This is a genomic window from Burkholderia sp. Bp9016 (assembly GCF_003857765.1).
Lineage (GTDB): Bacteria > Pseudomonadota > Gammaproteobacteria > Burkholderiales > Burkholderiaceae > Burkholderia.
Genome location: NZ_QTPY01000001.1, coordinates 306,482 through 330,098 on the forward strand (window position 1 = coordinate 306,482; position 23,617 = coordinate 330,098).

At 60.6% G+C, this 23,617-nt stretch carries 19 protein-coding genes; 9 read left to right on the forward strand and 10 right to left on the reverse strand.

Annotated elements, in window-relative coordinates:
* Nucleotides 1–4: 4 nt before the first annotated feature.
* From DIE13_RS01550 to DIE13_RS01565, 4 genes are all read left to right on the forward strand, one after another.
* Nucleotides 5–5,371, forward strand: a complete 5,367-nt coding sequence (locus DIE13_RS01550; RefSeq protein WP_124825493.1) for a DUF4165 domain-containing protein — start codon at nt 5–7, stop codon at nt 5,369–5,371.
* A 553-nt stretch (nt 5,372–5,924) separates the two neighbouring features.
* The gene (locus tag DIE13_RS01555; RefSeq protein ID WP_124825494.1) at nt 5,925–6,203 is read left to right on the forward strand and encodes a hypothetical protein; all 279 of its coding nucleotides are present in this window, start codon (nt 5,925–5,927) and stop codon (nt 6,201–6,203) included.
* A gap of 9 nt (nt 6,204–6,212) precedes the next feature.
* A complete protein-coding gene (locus tag DIE13_RS01560) occupies nt 6,213–6,713 on the forward strand; it encodes a hypothetical protein (protein WP_124825495.1) in 501 nt (166 codons plus the stop codon).
* A 25-nt stretch (nt 6,714–6,738) separates the two neighbouring features.
* Nucleotides 6,739–7,155, forward strand: a complete 417-nt coding sequence (locus DIE13_RS01565; RefSeq protein WP_124825496.1) for a hypothetical protein — start codon at nt 6,739–6,741, stop codon at nt 7,153–7,155.
* Between the two features lie 250 nt (nt 7,156–7,405).
* Here DIE13_RS01565 and DIE13_RS01570 read toward each other — a convergent pair whose 3' ends face one another.
* The 4 genes from DIE13_RS01570 to DIE13_RS01585 all read right to left on the reverse strand — a co-directional run bounded on the left by DIE13_RS01570 (nt 7,406) and on the right by DIE13_RS01585 (nt 12,590).
* On the reverse strand, nt 7,406–7,942 hold the full coding sequence (locus DIE13_RS01570) for a hypothetical protein (protein WP_124825497.1): 537 nt from the start codon (nt 7,940–7,942) through the stop codon (nt 7,406–7,408).
* 102 nt (nt 7,943–8,044) lie between these two features.
* Nucleotides 8,045–8,344 carry an H-NS family nucleoid-associated regulatory protein gene (locus tag DIE13_RS01575; protein WP_098557271.1) on the reverse strand — a complete coding sequence of 100 codons (300 nt, stop codon included), beginning with the start codon at nt 8,342–8,344 and terminating at the stop codon, nt 8,045–8,047.
* Nucleotides 8,345–8,493: 149 nt separating this feature from the next.
* A complete protein-coding gene (locus tag DIE13_RS01580; RefSeq protein WP_124825498.1) occupies nt 8,494–10,293 on the reverse strand; it encodes a hypothetical protein in 1,800 nt (599 codons plus the stop codon).
* Between the two features lie 62 nt (nt 10,294–10,355).
* Nucleotides 10,356–12,590: a DNA topoisomerase gene (locus DIE13_RS01585; protein WP_185731183.1), complete on the reverse strand. Its 2,235-nt coding sequence runs from the start codon at nt 12,588–12,590 to the stop codon at nt 10,356–10,358.
* Nucleotides 12,591–12,706: 116 nt separating this feature from the next.
* On the opposite strand from DIE13_RS01585, the gene DIE13_RS01590 reads away from it, so the two are divergent.
* From DIE13_RS01590 to DIE13_RS01600, 3 genes are all read left to right on the forward strand, one after another.
* Nucleotides 12,707–13,147, forward strand: coding sequence for a hypothetical protein (locus tag DIE13_RS01590; RefSeq protein ID WP_124825500.1), 441 nt, complete (start codon nt 12,707–12,709; stop codon nt 13,145–13,147).
* 148 nt (nt 13,148–13,295) lie between these two features.
* Nucleotides 13,296–14,090, forward strand: a complete 795-nt coding sequence (locus DIE13_RS01595; protein WP_175761986.1) for a hypothetical protein — start codon at nt 13,296–13,298, stop codon at nt 14,088–14,090.
* A gap of 98 nt (nt 14,091–14,188) precedes the next feature.
* A complete protein-coding gene (locus tag DIE13_RS01600) occupies nt 14,189–14,473 on the forward strand; it encodes a hypothetical protein (RefSeq protein WP_124825501.1) in 285 nt (94 codons plus the stop codon).
* A 926-nt stretch (nt 14,474–15,399) separates the two neighbouring features.
* On the opposite strand, the gene DIE13_RS01605 is transcribed toward DIE13_RS01600, so the two are convergent.
* The 6 genes from DIE13_RS01605 to DIE13_RS01630 all read right to left on the reverse strand — a co-directional run bounded on the left by DIE13_RS01605 (nt 15,400) and on the right by DIE13_RS01630 (nt 21,201).
* The gene (locus DIE13_RS01605) at nt 15,400–16,458 is read right to left on the reverse strand and encodes a maleylacetate reductase (protein WP_124825502.1); all 1,059 of its coding nucleotides are present in this window, start codon (nt 16,456–16,458) and stop codon (nt 15,400–15,402) included.
* Nucleotides 16,459–16,492: 34 nt separating this feature from the next.
* Nucleotides 16,493–17,392 (reverse strand): sugar phosphate isomerase/epimerase, encoded by a 900-nt coding sequence (locus tag DIE13_RS01610; protein WP_124825503.1) that lies wholly within the window; start codon nt 17,390–17,392, stop codon nt 16,493–16,495.
* A gap of 170 nt (nt 17,393–17,562) precedes the next feature.
* The gene (locus DIE13_RS01615; RefSeq protein ID WP_124825504.1) at nt 17,563–18,915 is read right to left on the reverse strand and encodes an amidohydrolase family protein; all 1,353 of its coding nucleotides are present in this window, start codon (nt 18,913–18,915) and stop codon (nt 17,563–17,565) included.
* A 75-nt stretch (nt 18,916–18,990) separates the two neighbouring features.
* Complete coding sequence (locus DIE13_RS01620) at nt 18,991–19,569, reverse strand: NADPH-dependent FMN reductase (protein ID WP_124825505.1); 579 nt, start codon at nt 19,567–19,569, stop codon at nt 18,991–18,993.
* Between the two features lie 403 nt (nt 19,570–19,972).
* Nucleotides 19,973–20,320: a Dabb family protein gene (locus DIE13_RS01625; protein WP_124825506.1), complete on the reverse strand. Its 348-nt coding sequence runs from the start codon at nt 20,318–20,320 to the stop codon at nt 19,973–19,975.
* Complete coding sequence (locus DIE13_RS01630; protein WP_124825507.1) at nt 20,317–21,201, reverse strand: intradiol ring-cleavage dioxygenase; 885 nt, start codon at nt 21,199–21,201, stop codon at nt 20,317–20,319. The genes DIE13_RS01625 and DIE13_RS01630 overlap by 4 nt, the downstream gene beginning before the upstream one ends.
* 115 nt (nt 21,202–21,316) lie before the next feature.
* On the opposite strand from DIE13_RS01630, the gene DIE13_RS01635 reads away from it, so the two are divergent.
* Nucleotides 21,317–22,237: a LysR family transcriptional regulator gene (locus DIE13_RS01635; protein WP_098557303.1), complete on the forward strand. Its 921-nt coding sequence runs from the start codon at nt 21,317–21,319 to the stop codon at nt 22,235–22,237.
* 242 nt (nt 22,238–22,479) lie between these two features.
* Nucleotides 22,480–23,550, forward strand: coding sequence for a zinc-binding dehydrogenase (locus DIE13_RS01640; RefSeq protein WP_124825508.1), 1,071 nt, complete (start codon nt 22,480–22,482; stop codon nt 23,548–23,550).
* The last annotated feature ends 67 nt before the right edge of the window (nt 23,551–23,617 follow it).

A 23,617-nucleotide genomic window follows, 5' to 3' on the forward strand; every position in this document is an offset into this window, starting at 1 on the left:
GGAAATGCAAACCATCGATAAAGATCGAGGCGGGCCGGGATTCGGCACGTCCATTCGCGCGCGGCGCGATCGCGTCAGTGCGTGGCTGCGAGGCGCGGCGGCCGTCGCAACGCTCGCTGTGAGTTCGCTCACGCATGCGTCGCTCGTGCAATACAGCTTCACCGCGGTGGACGGCACGCAAAAGACTCTGGCTCCGAACGCGACCTATGCGAATGCCGCAGGCCAGATCACATTCACGCTGGACGGTGGCGTGACGAACAAGGTTCAGGTCAAGTTGCTGAACGGCCAGAACCAGTTGGTGAACTCCGCGATCAGTACGCCGATCGGTCCGTCGGACACGATCGCGCTCAACGGGAACAACTACTACGGCAAGCAGCTTCAGCTGCCGGCGCCGGCGGATGGCACCTACACCGTCGAGGCGGACATTCTGGACTCGAATGGGAAGGTCGTATCTGCGAGCACTTACCCGCTCATTCAGGTCACTAAAGGGCCGGGCGCCGGCGCTATCGTCGGCACGGGGGTAGGTGCGTGTAAGTCGTCCGGCGGTGCAGCCACGGGGCTTTGCGTCATGAACAAGGACGCCGTGATCACCACGTACTATTTCACGGCATTTGGCGTTCAGAATGTCTTGGATACCGGGGGCGGCGTCGCATCAGCAACCCTGACGACCAAGACTCCCGACGGCGTCGTCTACAACACCGTCGCGGCGACCTACAATGCGTCCGCAGGTACCGTCACAATCGGGAACAGCTCGGCGAATATCGGCCCGGGCGTGTTTCCGACGAACTTTATCGGTCCGGTTGTCACGCAGTTCGATATCTACGACAAGGCGGGAAATAAGACGACCGTGTCGAGCGAGTTCATCTGGAACGATTCACTTGGGCCGAACTGGAGCATCGTCGGGGTGTTCAACCCGAGTACGAAGACAAACCTCATTGCTGGGTCGCCGTTTACCGGTTATGACCCGTACACCCCAGGCATGACTACCTACAGCAACCCGCTGAAGTTTGTCGTGCGGGTGCCTCTCAGTCAGTGGTATGGGAATTCTGCGAACGGCTGGTATCTCTACGGGAGCCTTGGCGATACGACACCGACAAAGCCGGATTATGTCGACAGCCAGTACGCGTACAAGGCGGTTTCGACCCAGTACAGTCCCACCCTCTCGACCGGCAACTCGATGTACTGGCGCTCCGATTTCTACAACGGAGATGGTAGAACGGCACTGACCTATAACGTGGTGCTTGCGCCGAGCGTGGGCGTAGCACCGATCGTCACCGGCATGTCGTACATTGTCAATGGGCAACCGGTCGTTTTGCCGGCCGGAACGACCTATCTTGCGTATACGAGCGATGTGCGGGTGGACCAGGTCACGGTCAGCGTGCAGGCGCAACCGACGGACCAGATCGTAATCGACTCGCTTGCCAATCACGCGAGTGGATCGTCGAACAATAAGGTCACCGGGACCGTCCAATGCACGATTCCTGCGGGCCAGACATCGTGCACGATCGTCGGCCCATGGATCCACTCGATGCTGCCGGGCACGACCGCCGTCTATATCGATTTTTTTCACGTCTACAACGCGGATAAGTCTCTCAACACGAGCACTACCGGTGTGTTCATCGTCGATAACGGGGTTCCCACGTTCGACTCGGCGAGCTACGACCAAAAAACCTACGACATCACCGCGACCGGTACCAAGTCGACCACGGGCTTCGAGTGGAACATGACCAAGATGAAGTCCGCTCAAGTCACGGCCACATCGAAGGCGACGAACGCGGTCACGAATCTGAAAACGACGTTGGCGACGACGTCGAATGCGTTCGCGGTCACGGCGAATGCAGGCAGTCTTGCCGACGGCTACTACGCCTTCAGCGTGACGGTGACCGACATCGCAGGCAACGTGGTGACGCGCGACGTTGGCACGTTCCTGCTTGACCGGACGCCGCCGGAAGTATCGTTCAATGCGAAGGACGGCGCGTCGATCGCAAGTATCGGTGACATCCTGATCTCGCTGTCGGACCCGTTCGACGATGCGCCCGTGATCAAGTCCACGACGATTACGGGCGGGCCAGCCAACATCAACATCTCGTTGCCGGTCCAGGCGACGGACAAGACGAACCAGTATTCGTTGCTTTATCCGGTGCTTTTCCCGTCCCTTGGGGACGGTGGGCAGTACAAGCTGACCGTCACCGCGACCAATAAGTACGGCATCACGGGCACGCAGACACTGCCCTTCACCTATGGGCCGCCGACGATCACCCCACTGGGCATGGCAAATGGAGTCGCGCGCACGCCGGCGATTCCACAGGTCGTGACGAACGTGCGCACGCCGGCGCTCACGCTCCCGAACGGCCAGGCCTTGACCGGGCAGTACGAAGTGCAGGCGACGCTCCGAAGCGATTCGAACATTCCTTTGTCGGTCAACGGTGTGACCATCCAGCCAGGCGAAACGCAGACGATTGCATCGTCGTTCGACCTGACGAAAAACGGCAGTGTCCTGACGTTCCCTGTCAGCCCGGTCACGACCGGAGCGGTCGGGAAAGCCTACCTACTCGTGACGACGCTCGCCCCGAACGCGCCGGTCGTGCAGGCCGAGTTCGACACCTGGACGCCCGGGCAGCAGATCGCGCTCGTCGCTACCGGCAAGGCGACGAGTTACACAGTCGACGTCGCGCCCGTGACGTTGATCGGCGCAAAGACGGACGTCGGTAGCGACTGCTCCGGCTCGATCGAGTACGGGACGCAGGCAACAATCAACTCGCGTGGCGGCACGTTGAACCCGGGCGGATACCAGTGCGCGATTCAGGTCGATGCGGATGACGGTGACCTCGTCGACTACACGACCACCACGCAAGGTATCGTCGGCTATGTCCACAACGTTGGGCAGAACCGCGCTGTCTACGAGCCGGGTGTTCTGTATCGGGATCCGACCACGAGCAAGATCGGCTTCTTCACGGCCGGAAAGCAAACGCTGATGCTCACTGGCTCGGCGCTCGACGATGCCGCACCTGTATGGACGTACCAGCCGGGCAACGGGCCGCAGGCCGCGGGCTCATCGATCACCAACCCGATTGCGATGCTCGGCGCGAATCAGTATGCCGGCCAGCTGAAGGCGACTGCGCAGAACCCGGGATTGACGATGGTCGTCACGGATCCCGCAAGCAAGGCCACGACGCTCGCGACGCTGTCGAACACCCTCGGCAGCCAGATCTATACGACCGACGAAGCGCTGTGGGACACGCTCCACTATGCGTTCGACGTCCACTACACGCGCCGGCCGGACAAGGTCTGGCACACGGAGCTCACCTTGAGCGTCCAGCCGCCGAACGTCACGATCAACCTCAACCGTCAGGTCGGGGCGCTCGTGTCGACCAATGACGCGACCCTGTCGGGTAGCGTCGGGATGCTTTTTGGTGGGGCGTTCACCTACAACGCGGCGACGATGGGCGAGTGGCGCGTTCAGGCATTCGTGAAGACTGTTACGCGCGCGCCGACCGGTATCATCATCGACACGAAGCTGGAGCCGCTGTCCGACTCTCCGACGCCGGTACGCGCGGACGGCACCTTCACGTTGCCGGTTGGCCAGCTGCCGGCTGGCACGGCCAACATCGTCGTGAAGGCGATCCTCTACGACAACAACGGTCCGACGAGCCGAACGGTCACCACAACGGACTTGATGCTGGCCGTGTCCAACGGCTCGCCGATCCCGGTGTCGCTGGCCGTCGCGCAAGCAACGAGCGGGGTCGTCAGCAATTCGGCTGCGTTCGTGCCTGCACTGAACGTCATCTACGATTCGAAGCGACTGCAGGATCTCGGGACAATCCATTGGTCGATGTCCTCGGATAACGGTGCAACGTGGCAAACCGCTGGCGACACCGCTTCCCCGGGTTTGCGGCCGCGCATTACCGAGTCCGGGACGTACCAATTCAAGGCGGTCGTGACGAACAAGCATTCCGGGCAAACCAGTGACACGAACACGGTGACCGTCGAGGCCTTCCAGCGCCCGACCCTTTCGATCACCGGGGCGACCGCTGGGTATGCGGGCAGCCCGGTGACCTGGACTGCTGTTTCCGACGTCGCTGACACCTCGTTCACGTGGTCGATCAAGACGGCCTACAACGACCAGAACCCGAAGACGTTCACCGGGAAGACGGTCACGTTCACGCCGGATACGCCGGGAACGCTCTGGGTGACGCTGACGGGGCAGGAAAGCACGGGTACCATCGCAAACCCGCTGCGCACGCGCACGGCGTCGGCAATCTACGCAGTGGCGGCGCTGGCTCTCCCGAAGCCGATCATCACGGGCGCGCACGTACTCGAGACGGGTAAGCCCGCGACGTTCACGGTCACCCAGAACTCGCCGTTCAACAAGAACCAGGTGACGACGCAAACAATCGTCGGACACTGGCTGCTGCCGGACGGAACGACCCGTGACGGCTTCGATCCGGTGACCGTGACGATTCAGCCCGGCCAGACGTCGATCAGCTACGAGAGTTGGGTTGACGGGCTGAAGGATGCCTCGCTCACGAAGTCGGGCTTCATTTTCTCGACGTGGACCTACCAGTTCCCGAAGATGGTGATGACGATGTCGATGCCGGATGCTCGGGCACCGGCGATCGGCGTATTCACCGCCAACTACGAGAACCTGGCCGACGCGCGCAACGTCGGAAGCGAGAAATTCACATTCGACTGGTCGTTGCCGGCCAGTGCCAACGTCACGTCTGAACGGGGCGCCACCGTCGGTGCGACTTTCACGCAAGCGGGAGACCAGCAGGTGTCGGTGAAGGTGAGCGACACCCGCGGCAACAGCCAGACGCTGACGAGAGCGTTCACCGTCGCGAACGCGCCCACGCTCGCCGCGTCGTTGACGCTGCAGGGCAGCGACCGGTGGTCCCGTGCACCGTCGAACGTTCAGGCGGTACTGTCGCTGAGCTCGATGCCGAAGGGGGACCAAATCTCGCGGATCGTGTATGCCCTTGATGGTGTGCCGGCCCTCACGGCGACCAACCCGGCGGCCGCGGCGGTTATCCCCGTGTCGACCGCCGGCGACCACACGATCAGTGCCACCATAACGACGAAGGGTGGGGCGAGCTTCACTGCCTCGCGCAGCTTCTCGTTGGTGACCGGCGACAACCCTGTCTGCACGATCACGCAGTCCGGGTCGACCGCCGAGATCGTGCTGCGGGCCGCATGTACCGTGACGCAAGGCAAGGTGCTCGGGATCAACTGGCTCGTCAATGGCGAGAAGACAGCGTTGTCGTCGGCCTTCATCACGTTCACAGGCCAGCAGCTCGCGACCTTGAAAACGGCCGGTGTAGTCGCGACAACGGACAAGGGGCAAACCGGAGAAGCGTCGTGGACGCGACCATGAACGGCGCGAGCTTTCACAAGTCAGCGTGTTTAATGGGGGTTACAGCCGGCCATTCCTAACTGGCCGCCGAAAGGTAAAGTAGCTTCCGCGTGAAGGGAAGTGTGGAAGGGCCCCCTCGCCCGGTTTTCTCGCGCTACCCCTGCTTCAAGCCTCGATCTCCCCGGTCGAGGCTTTTTTTTGTCCGCCGTGCAGACATTGTCGCCCCCGCGAGCGGGGGCATACATCGCCGCCGTCCGGCGGCTGGACGGCCCCCGACCGCCGTCGGTTCGCCCGGGCCTGTCCGGATCGCCCGCCCTGCGGGCGGTCGGCGCTCTCCCCGCTCCTTCGGCGCGGGTCCCCGTGCGCCTCGATCCGGGCGCGCCGGCGCGCGCGAGTCGAGTTCGCACCTTGCAGGCATTGGCTTGCAGGGAGGGCGGAGCACAGGCGTTAGCCTGGTAAGGGCGCGGTCGCGGTGCCCGTGGCGCGGTGGCGGAGGTCGCCATTCCACGCTCACGCGTGCATTTCTCTCCACTACGACTTCTGGCCGATGGCCAACACTTGGAGGAAATCCATCATGCGTTTCAAATCCGACATCCCAATCGGGCGATTGCTCGGCCAAATCGTGCGGGTGTATCATGCCCTCATGGAACGGTTCACTGCACCCAACGGCGAAGAAGTAGTCAAGGTCGTGACTCCCTCAGGAGTGACGGGCTATATCGCTGCGTCCGTACCGGCCGAAGCATTGATCGGAATGCGGGACAAGATGATCGCCAAGCTTGGCATGACCCTGCCGGAGTTCCGAAAGAAGTACGGGCTCGATCGACTCAACGAACCGGCTACACCCTCCCGATAAGGCCTGCTCATGAGCTCCTCGCCGTTTGTGCGAGGCGCCGTGTTGAAGTGCCGCTTTCCTTACGATTCCCACCCGAACCAACCTGGCCCACGGCCGCACTATTGCCTGTCCGTCACTCAATTTGAGTTGTCGGGCACGCTGTATGCCGCTGTGTGCTACGGCACGTCGAAGCTGGATGAACCGCTGCTCCGAAAGCATGCCGGCATGATCCTTAGCGTTCCCTCAAGCTTCATTCGAGGGGATATGCCTGGGCCCGTGACGCATTTCATCGGGGATCACATCGCGTTCGTCCCGTACAACAGCAAGTGGTTCTACATGGACTTCCAGGCCCGCCTGGATTACGTCCGTGAGAAGGATCGGCAGGGCGACTTCAAACGTCAGCGCCTCTATCAGGACTTCGTCCGTTTCGAAGAGATCATGGCTGCATCTGTCGGCCAAGATGTGGATTTCTGGGCTCAAAGCGCGAACAGTCAAGTCCTCGGATTGCCCCCGGGCAAGAAGCTTCGTTGATCTCAAACCCTCGCATTGCCTTTTGGTGATCGAGGGTTTTTCTTTTTCCTCCGAGATTTCTGCATTTTTTGCCCGGTCGCGATACTACCGCGACGACGTCACCTCGACGTCGATTGAACCCAGGAGGAAGCGCATGCGCAAACTGCCCGACAACAAAGTGCTGAGCGCCGACGAGATCGCCGCCGAGCTCGCCGGGATCAACGCGGCGATCGACGCGTTCACGGTCGCGATGAAGGGTGCGATGTCGCGCAAGGTCGCCGAGGGGCGCGTGGGTTGGGACGATCCTGCACTGTTGCCTGACATCGTCGACAACCTGCTCGCGCACGGAATCCAATGCGCAAACGATCCGAGGCTTGCGGTCCACGTCGGCAACTTCGCGATGATGGTCTGGTATGCGGCGCAGCGGCGCGAATCGACCCGTGCCCCGACCACTGCTGCATAACGTATGGAGCCGATGCCATGCTTTACGCGATCAGGTATACGTTCAACGCGGCTTCGCTGCTGTGCAGAAGGAAGATCCGGTGGCAGACGTTCTTGCGCGCGGTGCGCGAGCGTCCTCTCGCAGTTTGCGGGCCCCGAGGGTCGTACGTAGTGGATCCGGACTTCGAGAAGGGATGGTAGATGGAATGGACGTGATGACTTCGCAATGCTGAGCAATGTTTGCGGGATCGGCGCAGGATTGACCGGATCGGTCAGTCGTCGCCTTCGGTCAGCAGGACGATGACATGGCGAGCCGGATTGACCGGTTCGCCCAGCGCATCGGCGGCGTTTCCCTTGAGGCCGAGCGAATCCCAGTTCGATTGCGATGGGTCAAACGGATAGACCGCCTGGGCGAGTCGCCATCCAAACGGATTCGCACTCATCGCTTCCGGTGGTGTCCACGAGAGTCCCAGTGCATGAATTGCATGAATGTAGGCCTGAACCGTGGAGTCGTCCGACGTATCCAGCGAGGTGTTGTGCAACGACAGGTCGTGACGCCAACCTCGCTCAAGATTGACCCCGTGCCAGTCCGTCGCTTTGAGAATCTCGATCAGTCGGTTGCGCGCCACAGGGAGCGGGAGGACGTTAGCCTCGAGCTGCCCGCATCTCATGCCGTCGACTTGTTCGTTGGTCCGTATCCAATGGCAATTGGATCGCTCGACCGACGGGGGGAGGTGGTACGCGAGCAACGCGACAAACCCATTTGCGCGGTCGCCCTCGAAAATCCAATCCTGCTTGTGAATGCTCAAGGTGATGCACCATTTCCATTCAGCGCTCGCCGATCCTACAGCGTGGCAGGTGCCGGATCTCGACGAGTCCGGCGCCTGCCTCCTGTTTGAGGACCGAGATAGTTATTGCGTCACTTCCGCCGGCTTCTCAATCAGGAACTGAGCCGGATTGTCACCCAGCCAGCGCGGTCGTTTGCCGCGGCCACTCCAGGTCGCGCCGGTATCCGGGTGTCGATACTTCGGCACCGCCGGTTGCCCTTTGCGGCCGCTGGCTTTCACGCGGATCTCGTCGATCGAGATGTCGTAGAGCCGCATCGTTTCTCGAATCGATTCGATTTGCGACGCGCGCTCCTGGTCGCGTATCGATGCAATTTGTTGATCGAGTTGTTTTCGTTGCGCCAGAAGCTCCAAATACCCCGCCATGTGGTTTTCTCCTCGTCGTTGGTGAGTGACAAAGTGATATTGCCAGCTGTCTTAAAAATCGAGAAATGGAGTGGCGTCGAAATCCTGGTCATTTCGATCGAGCAGGCAAAAAAAACCTCCCGGTCGCAGGCGACTGGGAGGAGGTTGGATCAAATTGATCGACGTACAGCTTCGATCACGCGTTGCGGAAGCTCATCGGGTCGCCTTACGACAGACATCTGTCCCGCGTAACCGCCCGACTTCATCGCGGCCCGTGTCTGCTGAATGCCCCGGGTGCTATCGCCAATAAATATCGTCACGATTTCAATATCGACAGACTTCGCATATGCGTACGCGCTGGCCAGCATCTCCGGATCACCTGCTTCGCCATCCGTCAACACAATCAGCAGACGCCGCGCCTCCTCACGGAAGTCAAGCCGCGAGAGTGCGATTGTCATTGCCATCCCGGTCGCCGTTGCGCTGGCGCGAAGTGCGACGACGTCGCTTCGCCCGGCAAGTGACGTCCACGTGTCGTCGAAAGACTTGATGATCTGATATGCCCGACCGAAACCAATCACTTCGTTGGGTATTTCAAACTGCTCGAGCACCTCACCAATTGCGATCGCTGCGCCACCGGAGACGTCCATCCGTGAAACGCTATACCGCGTGGTACCGATGACAGCGGAGTCGTCGGCATATCCGGATCCGTGCTGTTGAGCTGCTTGGAGGGTTATCCGGTCGACAACACCCATCAGTCCACCCATGCTGGACGATACGTCTGCGAGTAGCGTGACGGCCGTGTCTAACTCATAGGTGTCGACACGCTTTCGGAAGACGCGACCGTCGCCGAGACGAAGTCGAAACAGCTTGCCGGTAGCGAGCTCGCGTCCTGTGTAGCCGTACGACCTATGGCAAGAGACCAACGTGTCTAGTTCCGCTGCCAAGTCGCCAGCGAGACTGTTGCGCAGTCTGGTCGCGAGGACCTGCCAGCTGTGCGGCACCGGCTGTGTTCCGCTCACCGCTTGGGGAACCTGGAGAGCCACTCGGGTGCGAGCATCTTTCGAGTGCGTATTGACGGCGGCACCGGCGAGATCGCCGAGATCCGTTTGAGGTAGGTCTTTGTCCGTGGAGTCTACTGCTGCCGCAGCGGCGGCTCGTTGCAGAGGTGTGAGCCCCTCTTCAGGCGTCCCGTCCGGTGTGGCTGGACCGGTCACCTCTCCCACGCCAGCGGACCCGCTTCCGCTACCCGCATCACCATCGTCGGGCTCGGCACCCTTCCTGCCATTCCCGACACCTGGGGGTGTCGGGCAATCCGGTCTGGGAGGCAGTTTGAACAACTTGACGATGTCGGCCGCCAGCTTGCATGCGTCCTTCGTTGACGTGAGCCGCGGCGCACGCTGGGCAAGTCCCCAAGCTTCTGTCCAAAGCATCCCGAAGCGCTGCTCCGCTGCGCGACCGGAGGCCGCCGCGAGCATGCCAAGGTGTTCGTCCTGCCCGGGTAGAAACTTCGCTCGGCAATTCAGCAACATCGCATTGCAGAGCAGCACGCCGGGGTCCAAGTTCGGAGACGTCAACAACTCGGCACTTCCGAATACACCCCATCGGACCAGAACGGCGACCATGCGAGCCAGATTGCGGGGAATGCCAGGCCAATCGACGCCGGCGGCCAGCTCGATCCGAATGTCCTCCAGGATATTTTCCAACCGGTTGACGATGGGGGTCCGCGAGCGACGTGCGTGGAAGTCGGTGTGCCGGCCATGGCCCGCGGCCTCGTGATCGATAATGCCGTCCATGACGGTCGCGACATCTTCGTTGTCGGCAAGCATCCATGCTGCGGGGAAGGTGATGCGGTCGCCGTCAGTCGAGGCGGTGCTGGCTTTGGTGCTAACGACAAGTTCCTGTTGGTAGCGCCCGGAGAGAATTCGGGCGACCAACAGCTGGTTGCGGTAGCGGGTAACAGCCGTGTTCATGGTGATCTCCTATGTGGAAAGGGCAGAGCACCAAGAAATGAACATCGAGAAGGAGAACCGCATCATTTTTTGAGCGAAAACGGATTGCCAACCCGCTTGCTCGCGGCCGGCGCTGAGGATGCCCCGTCCGCTGGTCGCGGAGACGGCGCCTTGGGAGTCTTGGAGAGCGCGAACGGATTGGCACGCGGTGTTGCCGTCGGGGAACCGCTGCCGGCGGCCGGCACGGTCGACGGTGCCGTGACTACCTTGGGCGGCGCAATCGCTGTCGATTTTGCCGCCTGCCCTTGACCCGCGCTCGAGCCGGAAGGCTTCGCCCGCGTCTTTCGGGGCGATGCCGATTTGGTGCCACCTCCCCGTGTACGTTTCAAGACAACAGCGGGTGGAAGCTCCTGCGGAGTGGGCATCGCGGCGGCGACGGAGCCGTCCTTGATCCCGGTCACAAGCCTTTGCACAAACCGTCGACCGTACGTGTCGAAATCGGCCTTCGAGAGCTTGCCCTGAGCAACGTCGCCGAGTTTGTCCTCAAGCCAGGCGGTAAAGTCCGGTCGGATAAGATCAGGAGGCAGAGCCCGTGTGTACGCACGTGCCTTGGGCGTCGGAAGCAGTACCTTGGTGCGCCCGTCCTTCGTCTCGTCGAAAAAATGCGCGTCGACGAGCTCGTCGATCGTCGGGCCCTGCGTCGCGGCCGTACCCAATCCTTTATTTTCCTTCAGCACCTTCTTGATGCCCGGGTCTGTCACGAACTGATGGACGTTCTTCATCGCCTCGAGCAGTGTCGTCCTGGTGAAGCGGGGCGGAGGCGACGTCACCTTGTCGTCGATGGCGACCTCGTCCATGTGAACAGCATCGCCGAGCAGGAGAGGCGGAAGACCTTGCGAGGCTTCGTTCTCGTCGTCAGCCGTAGTGGGGTATAGCGAGCGCCATCCGAGCGACACAGGAACAATGCCGCGGGTCACGAATCGCTCGTCGGCGAAGGAAGCCTCGAGCGACGTCGAGTCATACATGTAGTCCTCGTGGAACTGCGCCATGTAGCGCCGCACTATCTCGCCGTAGACAAGTCGCTCCGGACCCGGTAGATCTGCGACGCGCGCACGTGTCGTCGTCGGAAGGATCGCGAAGTGCTCCTCAAGCCGGCTGTCGTCGAACGCGCGAGATCGACGTGACGCGTCCGCCTGATCGCCTAAAGACCATCCGGCACCGAAATTCTCGCGCACCGCGGTGAAAACCTGCGTCGCCTCCTTCCACATCTCGACCGGCGCGTACTGGCAGTCGACGCGGGGGTAGGTCGTGAGCTTGTACTTGTTGTATAGGTTTTGCGCAGCTTCTAGCGTTTCGCCAGGCGACAGGCCGAAAGCAGCGCCAGCGACTTTCTGGAGTTCGCTCAACGAGAAAAGTAGTGGTGGCGGTTTGCGCTCCCCTTTTTTCGTATCGGCCACGGTGATCGTGCCTTTCGTACCTTCAGTTCGCGAACGGACGGAATTCGCATATGCACGATCGAGGAGCCGTCCGTCGAGATCGAAGCGCGGCGGCGCCGCGTCAACCGGCGGCCGCCATCCTGCGCTGAATCCGCCTTTCGACGATGAGATCTTCCCCGAGATCGTGAAGTATGCCGTGCGCACGAATGCCTCAATTTCAGCTTCACGCATCTCGACTATCCCGACGATCGCGGATTTCAGGCGACCGACCTGCAACATGCCTTCATGTCCTTTCTCCTGCCAAAGGACTGTGTAGCCGCGTGTGCCGTTGACGCCGACGAGCCAATCCAGCTCCTCGCGCGCTTTCGCGGCCGCGAGGAGGTTCGCGCGCGAATGGTTGGGCTCCATTTTTCGGTACGCATCGCGGATTCCCGACATCGTTTGTGCGTTCAGCCAGAGGCGTTTGACCTCGCCGCGAAACTGGAATCGCTCGAGGATCTCGTCGACGATCAGTTGGCCCTCTCGATCGGGGTCGCCTGCATGGATCACGGTCTTCGCGCTCTTCAGGAGACAGCCCAGGAGTTTGAGCTGTCTCGCTGCGCTCTTGCTCGGCTGGGCGGTCTTCTTATCTCGCACAACGTCCTTACGGAGCGTATCCGGACTGATGGGTAGCGGCCCGATTGACCACCGCTTGTGCTGCGGGTCGTAGATATCTGCGTCGACTAGACCGATTAGATGGCCTGCGGCCCAGCTGATGACCATCGAATCAGCCGTTAGGTAGCCATCCTTGGGATTTCCCCGGAACGGCTTCGCAATCGCATTCGCGATATCCATCGCGAGGCTGAACTTCTCCGCAATGACCAGCGTATCGCTCGGAATCATTTCTGCATTCTCCCCCAGGTTTCGATAATGCCCCCGTGTTCTATCACACGGTTCCCGCATGCAGAAACGCAGCGTGTCGATGCGCGCGGGCTTGAGATCTATCGAGGAGGACAACCATGCTGAGGGCGTTTCGCGCCGAACTGCGGGTCAATACTGACCCGAAGCGACTGTTCTGGAAGAAGAAGGGCGAGAGCGTCGCTGCCGACTATGCGGCCGACGTAACCGGTAGCGGGTCGGGGACGAAGATCGCGATCGCGGGGATCCGTGACACTGCCGCGAGCGGAAAGATGTACATCCGTCTCGCATTTGTTGCCGGAGAGGGCGCGAACAAGACCTACTTCCGAGGAAACCTGTTCGACAACGATCGGAAGGTCGAGGGCCGGAACCACCCGGATTACACCGGGGATCTGTCGGTCAACCCGGAGACAGGCGACAAGCTGCGGCTCGCCGCCTGGATCAAGTTCGACGACCCGAACGACGAATCCACCGCCTTCCTGTCGCTAGACGTGAGCGAATACCGTCGTGCCGCCGGCGAGGCGGCGGATTCGAAGGCGTAGGGGCCAGTGCGGGGAACCGAAAAAAATTTTCGAATCGCGCCATTCTACTTTTCCACCTGCATCTCTGTTCGCTATGTCAATTCCCCGAGCCACTCGGGAACCATTTTCTTACGCCCTCAACCGGGCAACTCTCTGAAGGAGAATCACCATGGCTATCCAACAAAACGGCGGTGCGTCGAAGTCGATCTATCTGGAATACAGCTCGACGCCGGGCGTCCTCCTGATCTCCAACGAAGCAAATCGCGCGATTGTCACCAAAGCGCGCGAATTGGTCGGCGAGGATTCTTGGAAGCGTGGGTTCGACGGGCTCACAGGCAAGACGATTGCTCGTCAAGTCCGCAAGTTCCTGGAGGAAAACGGCATCCCTTCGAGCACAACGCTCGACGGCGAGATCGTCTCGGCTTACTACTCCGAGCGTGAGCATGACAACGGTACCTACCAGGACATCCGCGTCAAGTTCGTCGATCGCGACACGAAGGAAGGCTATCTCGTGACGCTGCCGCTCTACAGTCATGCGGCTCAGATGTTGATCCGCAAGTTGGCAAACGACACGGTTACCCGTGGCACGATCATCAAAGCCTTCTCGGTGTTCCCGGGGACTGGTCGCGAGGATACGGCAACCGGTCGTGTGTACTACGATTCCACCGTTCAGCTCAAGGGCGAAGGCGGTGAAATCAAGCAGGCAGACGGGATCTTCGAAGGTGGTGTTGAAGCCGTGAAGTCCAAGGTCGAAGCAGCGAAGAAGGCTGGCTTCGACGACAACAAGATGCTCGCCACTGTTCGCTCGAAGGCTGTAACCGAGTACTACAAGGGCATTCTTCAAACCCTGATCGAGCCGAAGTTCAAGGTCGAAGACGAGTCGCGCGACGAACCCGTCGGCGGCCGCGTCGAACAACCGGCAGGTGATCGCTACGATGAAATGGACGAACGGATTCCGTTCTAAGGCGATGCATCGAAAGATGTAATTTCGTGATCTAAAAGACCCACTAATCCTCGGATTTTTGGGTCTTTTTCTTTTTGTGTATCGAGGAGATCGACGCTATGTCCTGTGACCATCAATCGCAGGAATGTACCTGCCCGTTCGCGTTTACCGATATATCGGAGCAATGCCAGAACTATGGCGTTTTGCCTTCGCCGCGCGAGATCGTCGTGATGCGTGTCGATCACGGCAAAACGTGGGCGTGTCACGACGAGCCGACGAAGCCGTGCATCGGTGCTATCAAACATCTGAAGAAGGAGGGCTTGCCCTCCAAGGTGATCGATCCGGTTCTGCTGACAGAAGCCAGCGACTGGGGCAGATACGCGGATCCGATCGCACCGGCATGATCGGTCGATCGGCATATAGGACCCAAACACCCATGCGTCTTCGGATTCCTGGGTGTTTTTCTTTTCAGGGCGGCAACTCTTGGAGAACGATGATGGCAACGATGCGCTATTTCAGTGACTGGAACGGCCAGTCCGTGTTGTTGAAAGGCATCACCACGATGCTCAATAAGGACTTCGCGGCGCGATTCCCGGACGTGAAAGGTATGCGTAGTGACGGGTACTCGAGGTACGCGGGGTGGGCCGACGACGGATCTGGTGTTGTTTCTCAGAAAAGATGTCCGCAGTCTCAATTTGTTGTCTTTGAACAATTGACCGCATCCGATCGCTCGAATGGTGTGTCTGGCATCGCTCAAGAGCGAAAGAGTCACGGAATATTTATCTGTATAGACTCGTGGTGCAATGTTTTCTCAACAGTGTCAGATCGTTGTTGCCACGTTGGCGGCGCTTAAACCGCAAATTCACCGTTGAGACTTGCGCGTACGAACTTGCGGCTAATTTGATGCTACGCACGGCCCTTTTAGTCGGGGTGGCATGCACTTGCACTTCAAGGAGGTGCGATTGCGGCGTACGAGAGAGACGCGTCCAGGTTGACGCCAATACGATTCCTCAAGGCATGGGTCCTCGGTCGACTGGGAACGACGATCTGCAACTCGGCTCAACTTGCACTGAAAGTGTAACTTTGGCGCAACGGACGCTTGTCGGCCAATCGGCGCCGTTCATCTGTTGCCGAAAATCGGTGTGATGTTTGAATACCTATAGATCAATTTTGCGCGATTTCTCCCTGGGCTATGCCCGGAAGTTTGACGAATGCATTGGGGCACGAAACATACCGCGGAACGACGTCCAGTCCAGTATGCCTCGCTCCCTGTTTGCAGTCGTCAAGTATGCGCGTATCTCAACAACGGTCGCAATGAGCCGCTTACGCTTTAACGCGGCGCGCTTCCTGTCCACGCGTCGTGAAGCAAGGATAGGAGCGGGTCATGTTCGATCGGGCGTGGGTTCCAGTAGGGGTTTGCCAGCGCGATTTCGCACGCTCGTTCGAGATCGGATTCTTGCATTCCGATCTCGCGCAATCCGGTGGGAATGCCGAGGTCGCGCCCGAGTTCGAAGACACCCAGCGCCGCACTTTCACTACCGAGCGCCCGGGAAATGCGCCGCATCGCGTCCGGTGCGACATCGCTGTTGTAGGCCAGCGCATGCGGCAGCACGATCGCGTGAGTTTCGGCGTGCGGGAGATTGAAACTTCCGCCCAGAGTGTGACAAAGCTTGTGATGCAGCGCCATCCCTACATGACCGAGGACGTTGCCGCACAACCATGCGCCATAAAGGCACTCGCTACGTGCGGCGAGACTCGGGGAGCGCTCCTGGAGGCCACGCAATCCTGCCGCCATCGAGCGAATTCCATCCTCGGCCATTAACGACATGACGGGATTGCCGTCGCGCGCATAGAGCCCTTCCGCAGCGTGCGCGATAGCGTTGATGCCACTGACAAACGACAGGGCGAGCGGAAGGTTCAACGACAACATCGGATCGTAGATTACCGTCTTCGGCAAGACTCGCGCGTCGCGTCCAGTCCGTTTGAATCCATTTTCCGTCACACCGTAGATTGGCGTCATCTCCGAACCGGCATAGGTAGTCGGAATCGCGATGATCGGCAAGCTCGACTCGAGCGCGATCGCCTTGCCGAGGCCGACCGTGGATCCGCCACCGATCGCCACGGCACAGTCGGCGCCGATCTCGCGGGCATGGTCGCGCGCCCGCCTCGCGGTTTCAATCGGCACGTGCATCCTCGCTTCGGGGAAGACGCCCGCACTCAGCGGGCCCAGCAGATGCGCAACCTCCGTGGCCTGTGCCTCCTGCTCCGGCGTGCAGAGAACCAGGGCCTTTCGCGCGCCCAGTGCCTTAACCTCTTCCTCGACGCGAGCGAGGGAGCCCGCGCCGAATATCACCTTTGAAGGCTGGGACGTATAAATGAAATCGTACATGGATGCATCCTTGGCTTTCGTTATGCGCCGTCGGTCATCGACCAGTGAGGGCAGCCTTGTTCTTGCGCGCGGCAACCTCGAGAAACTGTTGCCGGGTCGTGTCGAACGCGCGGGTTGCCATCTCTTCAAGCGGCAGCTTGCGCAGCTCGGTGGAAATGATTTCGACTCCGTACCATTCGCCTCCGAAGCCGGCGTCCTGAATCGCTTCAATGAAGCCCGGCGTGTCGAAATCGCCTTCACCGCAAAGCTTGCGGCGGAACACCGTGTCTTCGAGCAGGGTGCCCTCGATCGTCGAGCTGGCGTCGTCGAGTTCGACGCCCTTGATGAAATGCGACGGCAACTTTGCGATCTCGCCGAAATCGATACCGCCGCGCACGATGTGCCAGATATCGAGCAGCAGGCCGCCGTTCGGCTGATTCGCTTGCTGCACGACGGCCAGACCGTCTTCGAGCGTCCTGACGATTGAGAACGGCATCACTTCGAGGGATACGTTCGATCCGACTGCGGCGGCTTCCTGGCACAGCTTCGCGAATTCGTCGGCCATTCGCGTGAAGTCCGGGGCGCGCTGGTCCAGAACGCTAGCCGCAACTTTCACGTTCTTCATACCCAGTCTGGCACCGAACTCAAGGATTGCGCGGCGAGCACGGTCCGATACCTCGCGCTGGGTACCGTCTCGATACCAGTCGACGAGGAATTCGAGTTCGAGATGGCGGATTCCATTGTCTTCGAGAATGTGCTTGACCGTGTCGATGCCGACTTGATCGATCGTCGCCGCTAGGTCCTCGTGGATCACACCGATGCCCCGCCAGCCAGCCCTGGATGCCGCTTCGACCCGTGCCTGCAGCGAGTAAGGGCTGATGGAGGGACGCAGCGGATCCACGTCTCCGGCGAGCGTCCAGTACGCGGCCAGCAGATCTATGTCACTTGTGTTCACTTGAGGTGCTCCGGAAGCAGAATTTGAATGTGTGTTGCGGTGCGTGACGGCCTGCAAGCCGTGCCGGGTCTTTTCACGAAACAGAAAGTCGAGGCGCGACGCCAGCCGGACTGACAGATGACGCGCCTCGCCATCCGTTCCGTCGGCTCCGCCTCGGCGCAGGAAGCCCGTCAGGCAGGAGCCAGCTCCGCGAAGCGGTCGCTGATTCGCCTGCCCGACGCATCGAGTTCGTCGAGACGTTGTTCAAGGTGGGTGTAAAGAAGCTTGCCCGCCCGTTTCCGGATAGCGCCGGCCACTAGCACGGTATCGACGTTCGCCGCACTACCTTGCATCAGCACGGACGCGACGGGATCGTGCACCGGTCTCATGCTGAGCCCGTCGGCGCGGATCAAAACGATATCCGCCTGCTTGCCCGGCGTGAGGGAGCCGACACGATCCTGTAGGCCGAGCGCCTCGGCACCACGAATCGTGATCCAACTGAGCGCCTCGGAGGTGGAAATCGTAGAGTGAGCGGGCAGTTGCCCGCTGTCGGCTCGGGCCTGTGCATTGTCCAGCGCGCGCTGCGATGCCAGCGCAACACGCGCTACCGTGAACATGTCGCCTGCAATCGCTGACTCGAGATCGACGCCGAGCGAGGGTGCACCGCCGACATCACGTAGGCGGCCCGTGATCGGGTGGCCGTGTCCTTGGGTCATTTCCGTCTCGGGTGCGACCGAGAACGTGACGCCGCGGCCGATCATCATGCGAAGCTGTGCCTCGCTCAGGTTGTTGCCGTGGACGATGTTGGTACTCGGGCCGAGCAATCCGCGCTCGGCTAGGCGCTCCCAGCCATCCGGTGTCTTTGGTTCGAGTCCGGCGCAGTGCATGCTGGCGATCAACCCATACTCCGCCGCGAGCTCGAAGTCGTGCTCCGAAACATCGTAGGTCGAGTAGTGCGGACCGAGGATCGCCATCCCGAGCGTGACCAGCGCATCGCGCCGGATGAATCGGTCCTTCAGCAGCCGTTCGATTTCACTACGCGGATGCGGAATCTCGCTGAAGTGCTTCTGACCGGGTTTGGGGTCCGGCTTCGGCGAGCCATGAAAATAGACCGCGCGGATCCCCGATTCGAGCAGCCCGTCGATCGCGCGATCCGTGTGCTCGGGCGTCGGATTGTTGTGGCACCAGTCGCCAAGCGTCGTCGTTCCGAGATTCAGTTGATTCAGCGCGCCGACCAAGGTGCCGATGTACAGGTCGTCCGGGTTGAACAACGTCGCGAGCCCGGCGTGAACGCTTCGGAAATACGTCGGTAACGTCCAGTTTGCTGTGACTCCGCGCAATGCGGTCTGCCACGTATGCATATGTGCGTTGACGAGGCCCGGAATGACGATGCAGCCGGTGGCGTCGAGTCGTTGCGCATCGTTCGCCAGAATCTGCGGCCCGACTTCGACGATCAGGTCGTTTTCGATCAGGATATCGAAACGGCCATTGCCGATGACCGGGTCCATCGTGATCACATGACCGCCTGTAATCAGCAGCTTCATCAACGCGTCTCCTTTTTATGAATTGGGGGAGCTGAAGGGCGACCGTGCTGCTTTCGCCCCGCCACCGTTACGGCATCACTTGTTCAGCAGTTTGCGCTGCGCGGCAAAGAGTGCAAAGGCCTTCAGCTGGGTCGAGACGATCTCGCGTGTCGGCGCGTCCGAAATGGTCTTGCCTTCGACATCGACCTTGTTCGCGGCGCCGCCGATCATTACTTCCGGCTTGTTCAGCACCTGTGAGTCAAGGAACACCAGGCTCTGACGCAGATGATATTGCACGCGCGCGCCACCGAAAATGCCGGGCGATGCCGATTGGATCGCCACGGGTTTGCCCACGAACGGCGTTGTCGGAAGACGCGATAGCCAGTCCAGCGCATTCTTGAGCGCACCCGGAATCGAGTAGTTGTACTCAGGTGTCACGATGATGATGCCGTCAGCCTCGGCAATTGCGTTACCGAGATCGAGCACCGTTTGCGGAAAGCCTTCCGCCTGTACGTCAGCATCGTAGTGGGGAAGCAGGCCGACCGACGGCAACCGAGTGATCCGGACATTGTCGGGCGCAAGTTCCTGAAGAGAGTCGGCAACGGCGGCGTGCAGCGAGAGGCGGCGCAGACTGCCGACGAGGGTGACGAAGCGCAGCGAGTTCTGTTCGGACATGATGTTCCTTGGAAAGTACTTGGAAAGTAATCACGCGAGACCGCTGTCGGGGTCGCGTGCGTTAGGACAATGGGTAGAAAATCACAGCCACGGGTATTCACGCGGGCTGGCTCGCGTGGCGTGCGCGTTGATCAGCCGGGCTGACTTAATGTGTCGACACGCTTCAGGGAGGGGCGGATTTCGATACTTTTACACCCCTCCGGCTTGTTGAACGGGTCTTCATCACACAAAGCCGCAGCACGTCGATCCGGTCCGTCTCGTACAGAAATTGTTCCAGGCGCTGCTGCAATGTCCCTGAGTGGTCACGACAATAGACCGTGAAATGCATACACTCCTGCGCTCGGCCACGGGCCTGAAGTGTCGGTAGTCCAACACGAGCCCGGGAATATGCTTGTGCACGGGTTCAGGATGTGGAGGCAGCGGTCGCGCGTCGCTCGGAATACGCGTTCGTCTCGACGCTGTAATCGACCTGGAAGCGGGCCGTCCTGATGTCGCCCAGTAGCGCTCTAACCCGCTGGTGCTCGGGGTGCGTTGCATATGCGTCGAGCGCGGTCTGGGAGTCGAATTCTGTGACAAGGACGACATCGCATGCATAGTCGACCTCGCTCGAATCGAGTCCGATCTCGAGCTTGCGCATGCCGGGGATCCGCCCCCGCAGTCCCTCGAAGCTCTCCTTGACGAGCCGCCGCGCTTCTTGGCGTTCTTGGGGTGTTTCACCTCTAAGCCGCCACATGACGATATGCCGGATCATGCAGGCACCTCCGCGGGGTTGAGCACGAAGTCGTAATTAAGCGTGTAAAACGGCTCCTGAACTATCGAGCCATCAGGCGCGACACCGGCGTCATGCCTGATCCAGTCGGTGATCAGCGTCGAGCGAACCCCGAACACCGCGTCCGAGTCGAGGTACTGATCGCCGTCACGGAATACGTGGGTGATCAGCGTCTCGTAGCCGGGTGCCTTGATCATGAAATGCAGATGCGCCGGGCGCCACGGGTGCCGCCCCAGCGCCTCCAGCATCCGGCCCACCGGCCCGTCATGCGGGATCGGGTAGGCCTCGGCCAGGATCGAGCGGAACCGGAAGCGGCCGTCCGCATCGCTGCGCAGTCGGCCGCGTGCCTGATGCGTGGGCTGAGCGGGATCGTCGGACGATTTCTGGACATCGTAAAATCCGTCTTCGTCGGATTGCCATACATCGATCCGGGCGTTCGCCACCGGCGTGCCGTCCGGGCCGCGCACCTGACCGCTGACGAAACACGGCTCACCGCGTGCACCGTTCGCGATGTCGGCGCCATTTTCATACTCGGGTGCCCCCTCGATGTAGAACGGGCCGAATACGGTGGCCTCCGTACACTCGGCCGGCTTTTTGTTGTTCTGTGCCATCACCAGCATGGACAGGCCAAGGGTGTCGGACAACAGAATGAATTCTTGCCGCTTATCGTCGGTGATATGCCCGACCTCGGTAAGGAACTGGATGGCCTTGAACCATTCCGCTTCGGTGAGCTTGACGTCACGCGCGAAGCTATGAAGATGCTGCACTAGGCTGGTAATGATCGTGCGAAGCCTGGCGTCGCAGCGACTGTCCACTGACGCAAGTACGGCCTGCGTAATGGTGTCTTCGTTGATGTTGCGCATCCCTGTCGTCTCCAATGTGCGCTTATGCATGAGACGACAGGGTAATGGCCTCGCAACGGAAAAGAAATGCGCTATAGTGAAATGACATTTCCGCTAGGTGGATTAATCGCACGATATGGATCGTTGGACGCAAATCGAATTATTTGTATTGACATCCGAACTAGGTAGTTTGTCGAAGGCTGCGGAGCAACTCGGCATGTCCAACGCAGCGGCGAGCCGGACGCTGAGCGCGCTCGAGGAGCGTCTGGGTGCGCGCCTCATCGAGAGGACGACGCGTCGCCAGTGGTTGACCGATGCGGGACAAGCTTACAAACGGAGTTGCGTCGCCGTCCTCTCCGAAATGGCCGAGGCCGAAGCCGCGGCCAGCGAGGCGACGCTGCGACCGAGCGGCGTGCTGCGAGTCACGAGCTCGGTCTCGTTTGCCACGCTTCACATCGCGCCGTTTCTGACCGAGTTCAATCGCCGGTATCCAAACATATCGGTCCAGGTCATCGCGGCAAACCGCTACCCCGACTTCATCGAGGCAGGGATCGATATCGCGATCCGCACGCGCGAGCATGAAGGCGATTCAGGCATCACGGTCCGCAAGCTGGCCGACACCAATCGCATTTTGGCCGCATCGCCCGCCTATCTCACGGAATACGGCCGCCCGAGCCGGCCGGAAGATCTCAATCAACACAGGATGCTGGTCTATAACCTGGCTGTCGATCCGTACGTTCTTCACTTCCGGCGCGGTGAGGAAACGTGCGATGTGCCGATCACCAGTGTCCTGGATTCCAACGAAGGGCAGGTGATCGTTGCCGCAGGACGCGCCGGCCTGGGCATCGCGATACAGCCGCTTTATATCATCCACGACGACGTCGTGGCTGGCCGGCTGGTGCCGATCCTCGAAGACTGGCAATTGCCGCGCCTCACCATCAATCTCGCCTATCAAAGCCGCCGTTATCAGCCTGCAAAAATCAGGGTATTTACCGAGTTCCTGATCGAGTGGACCGAGCGTCGTCAACTCGCCGCCAAATGGCGCGCCATTCGTTAGGAAATCTCTCGGCGACGGGAACGCGTCAGTCGATATGACGACGTGATTTTCGGGGAAATCCCGATGGACAGCCGGGGTCGCCATCACGAAGTCACGGATATTTCCGCCCACCGGAAATATGATTTCACGGAGGCGCATATTTCTTTACCCCACGTTCGAATAGTCTGTGGCCACTGAGCATTGCAGCACAAACAACAGTTGCCAAACCATCTCGCCCTCGCAGGCTTGGTAGGAGACATTCGATGAAGGCAGTCCGGTTTCACGGCAAGCATGATCTTCGAATCGACGACGTCGATGCCCCTCGAAATCCCGGGTTCGGAGAAGTGCTGGTTGCGCCCACGTTTTGTGGAATTTGCGGTTCCGATCTGCACGAATACGACCACGGCCCGACGTGGACCTCCTCGGAGCCGAACCCCTACAGCCGTGCTTCCCTTCCTCAGATTCTCGGCCACGAGTTCGCGGCCCGTGTCGTGTCGGTCGGTGAGGGCGTGAGCACGCTGGTAGCCGGTGATCGCGTTTCGATTCAACCGCAGACCGGCCCACGTGATGACTACTTTGGACGACGAAATGTTCCGTTCCTCGGGCCGCGGGCATCGGTCATCGGCCTGAGCTGGCCGTGGGGCGGAATGGCCGAGCTGGCGATCGTGAACGAGAGCAATGCGGTCCGACTGCCGGAGTTCATCACCGATCAACAAGGCGCGCTTGTCGAACCGGCAGCGGTCGGCGTGCACGCGGTCGATCGCTCCGGCGTGCAGCCCGGCGGCAGTCTGCTGGTGACAGGTGGCGGCACGATTGGTGCGATGGCCGCGCTCGCGGGCCGCGCCGCCGGTGTCGCCCGGATCTTCGTCAGCGAGCCGAACGCCAATCGGCGCAGGCGCATTGAGGGTCTCGGTATCGGCGCGGTCGTGCTTGACCCGGCCGAGTGCGATGTGGGGGCGTTCATTCGTCAGGCGACCGAGGACGGGGTCGGCGTGGATGCGGCGATCGAATGTTCCGGCAACGGCCGTGCGCTGAATGCCTGCGTCGATGCGGTAAAGCCGCAGGGAACGATCGTGCAGGTTGGGCTGATGGGCGGCAAGGTCGAGGTCGAGCCATTCCGCTGGACGGTGAAGGACATCACGATCAAGGGTTCGCTGAACTATCCGATCACGATCTGGCCGCGGATTTTCGAAATGATGCGCAGCGGCCTCTTTCCCGTCGAGAAAGTGGTTGATGCCGAAATCAGCATGGCCGACGTGAAGCATGATGGCTTCGATGCGCTGCTGGACAAGGCGAGCGCGAAGCTCAAGATCCTCGTCGCGATGCCTCGGTAAGAGCGCGGGCTTGCCGAACGAGGCGGCCGTTCCGTCAGGGCGGCGAGACGATTGCACGAGTAGTGAA

What these genes read in the sequence shown, in the direction of transcription:
- DIE13_RS01550 (WP_124825493.1), top strand. Translation starts at nt 5, where the DNA reads ATGCAAACCATCGATAAAGATCGAGGCGGGCCGGGATTCGGCACGTCC.
- DIE13_RS01555 (WP_124825494.1), top strand. Translation starts at nt 5,925, where the DNA reads ATGCGTTTCAAATCCGACATCCCAATCGGGCGATTGCTCGGCCAAATC.
- DIE13_RS01560 (WP_124825495.1), top strand. Translation starts at nt 6,213, where the DNA reads ATGAGCTCCTCGCCGTTTGTGCGAGGCGCCGTGTTGAAGTGCCGCTTT.
- DIE13_RS01575 (WP_098557271.1), bottom strand. Translation starts at nt 8,344, where the DNA reads ATGGCGGGGTATTTGGAGCTTCTGGCGCAACGAAAACAACTCGATCAA.
- DIE13_RS01580 (WP_124825498.1), bottom strand. Translation starts at nt 10,293, where the DNA reads ATGAACACGGCTGTTACCCGCTACCGCAACCAGCTGTTGGTCGCCCGA.
- DIE13_RS01585 (WP_185731183.1), bottom strand. Translation starts at nt 12,590, where the DNA reads ATGATTCCGAGCGATACGCTGGTCATTGCGGAGAAGTTCAGCCTCGCG.
- DIE13_RS01590 (WP_124825500.1), top strand. Translation starts at nt 12,707, where the DNA reads ATGCTGAGGGCGTTTCGCGCCGAACTGCGGGTCAATACTGACCCGAAG.
- DIE13_RS01595 (WP_175761986.1), top strand. Translation starts at nt 13,296, where the DNA reads ATGGCTATCCAACAAAACGGCGGTGCGTCGAAGTCGATCTATCTGGAA.
- DIE13_RS01600 (WP_124825501.1), top strand. Translation starts at nt 14,189, where the DNA reads ATGTCCTGTGACCATCAATCGCAGGAATGTACCTGCCCGTTCGCGTTT.
- DIE13_RS01605 (WP_124825502.1), bottom strand. Translation starts at nt 16,458, where the DNA reads ATGTACGATTTCATTTATACGTCCCAGCCTTCAAAGGTGATATTCGGC.
- DIE13_RS01615 (WP_124825504.1), bottom strand. Translation starts at nt 18,915, where the DNA reads ATGAAGCTGCTGATTACAGGCGGTCATGTGATCACGATGGACCCGGTC.
- DIE13_RS01620 (WP_124825505.1), bottom strand. Translation starts at nt 19,569, where the DNA reads ATGTCCGAACAGAACTCGCTGCGCTTCGTCACCCTCGTCGGCAGTCTG.
- DIE13_RS01625 (WP_124825506.1), bottom strand. Translation starts at nt 20,320, where the DNA reads ATGATCCGGCATATCGTCATGTGGCGGCTTAGAGGTGAAACACCCCAA.
- DIE13_RS01630 (WP_124825507.1), bottom strand. Translation starts at nt 21,201, where the DNA reads ATGCGCAACATCAACGAAGACACCATTACGCAGGCCGTACTTGCGTCA.
- DIE13_RS01635 (WP_098557303.1), top strand. Translation starts at nt 21,317, where the DNA reads ATGGATCGTTGGACGCAAATCGAATTATTTGTATTGACATCCGAACTA.
- DIE13_RS01640 (WP_124825508.1), top strand. Translation starts at nt 22,480, where the DNA reads ATGAAGGCAGTCCGGTTTCACGGCAAGCATGATCTTCGAATCGACGAC.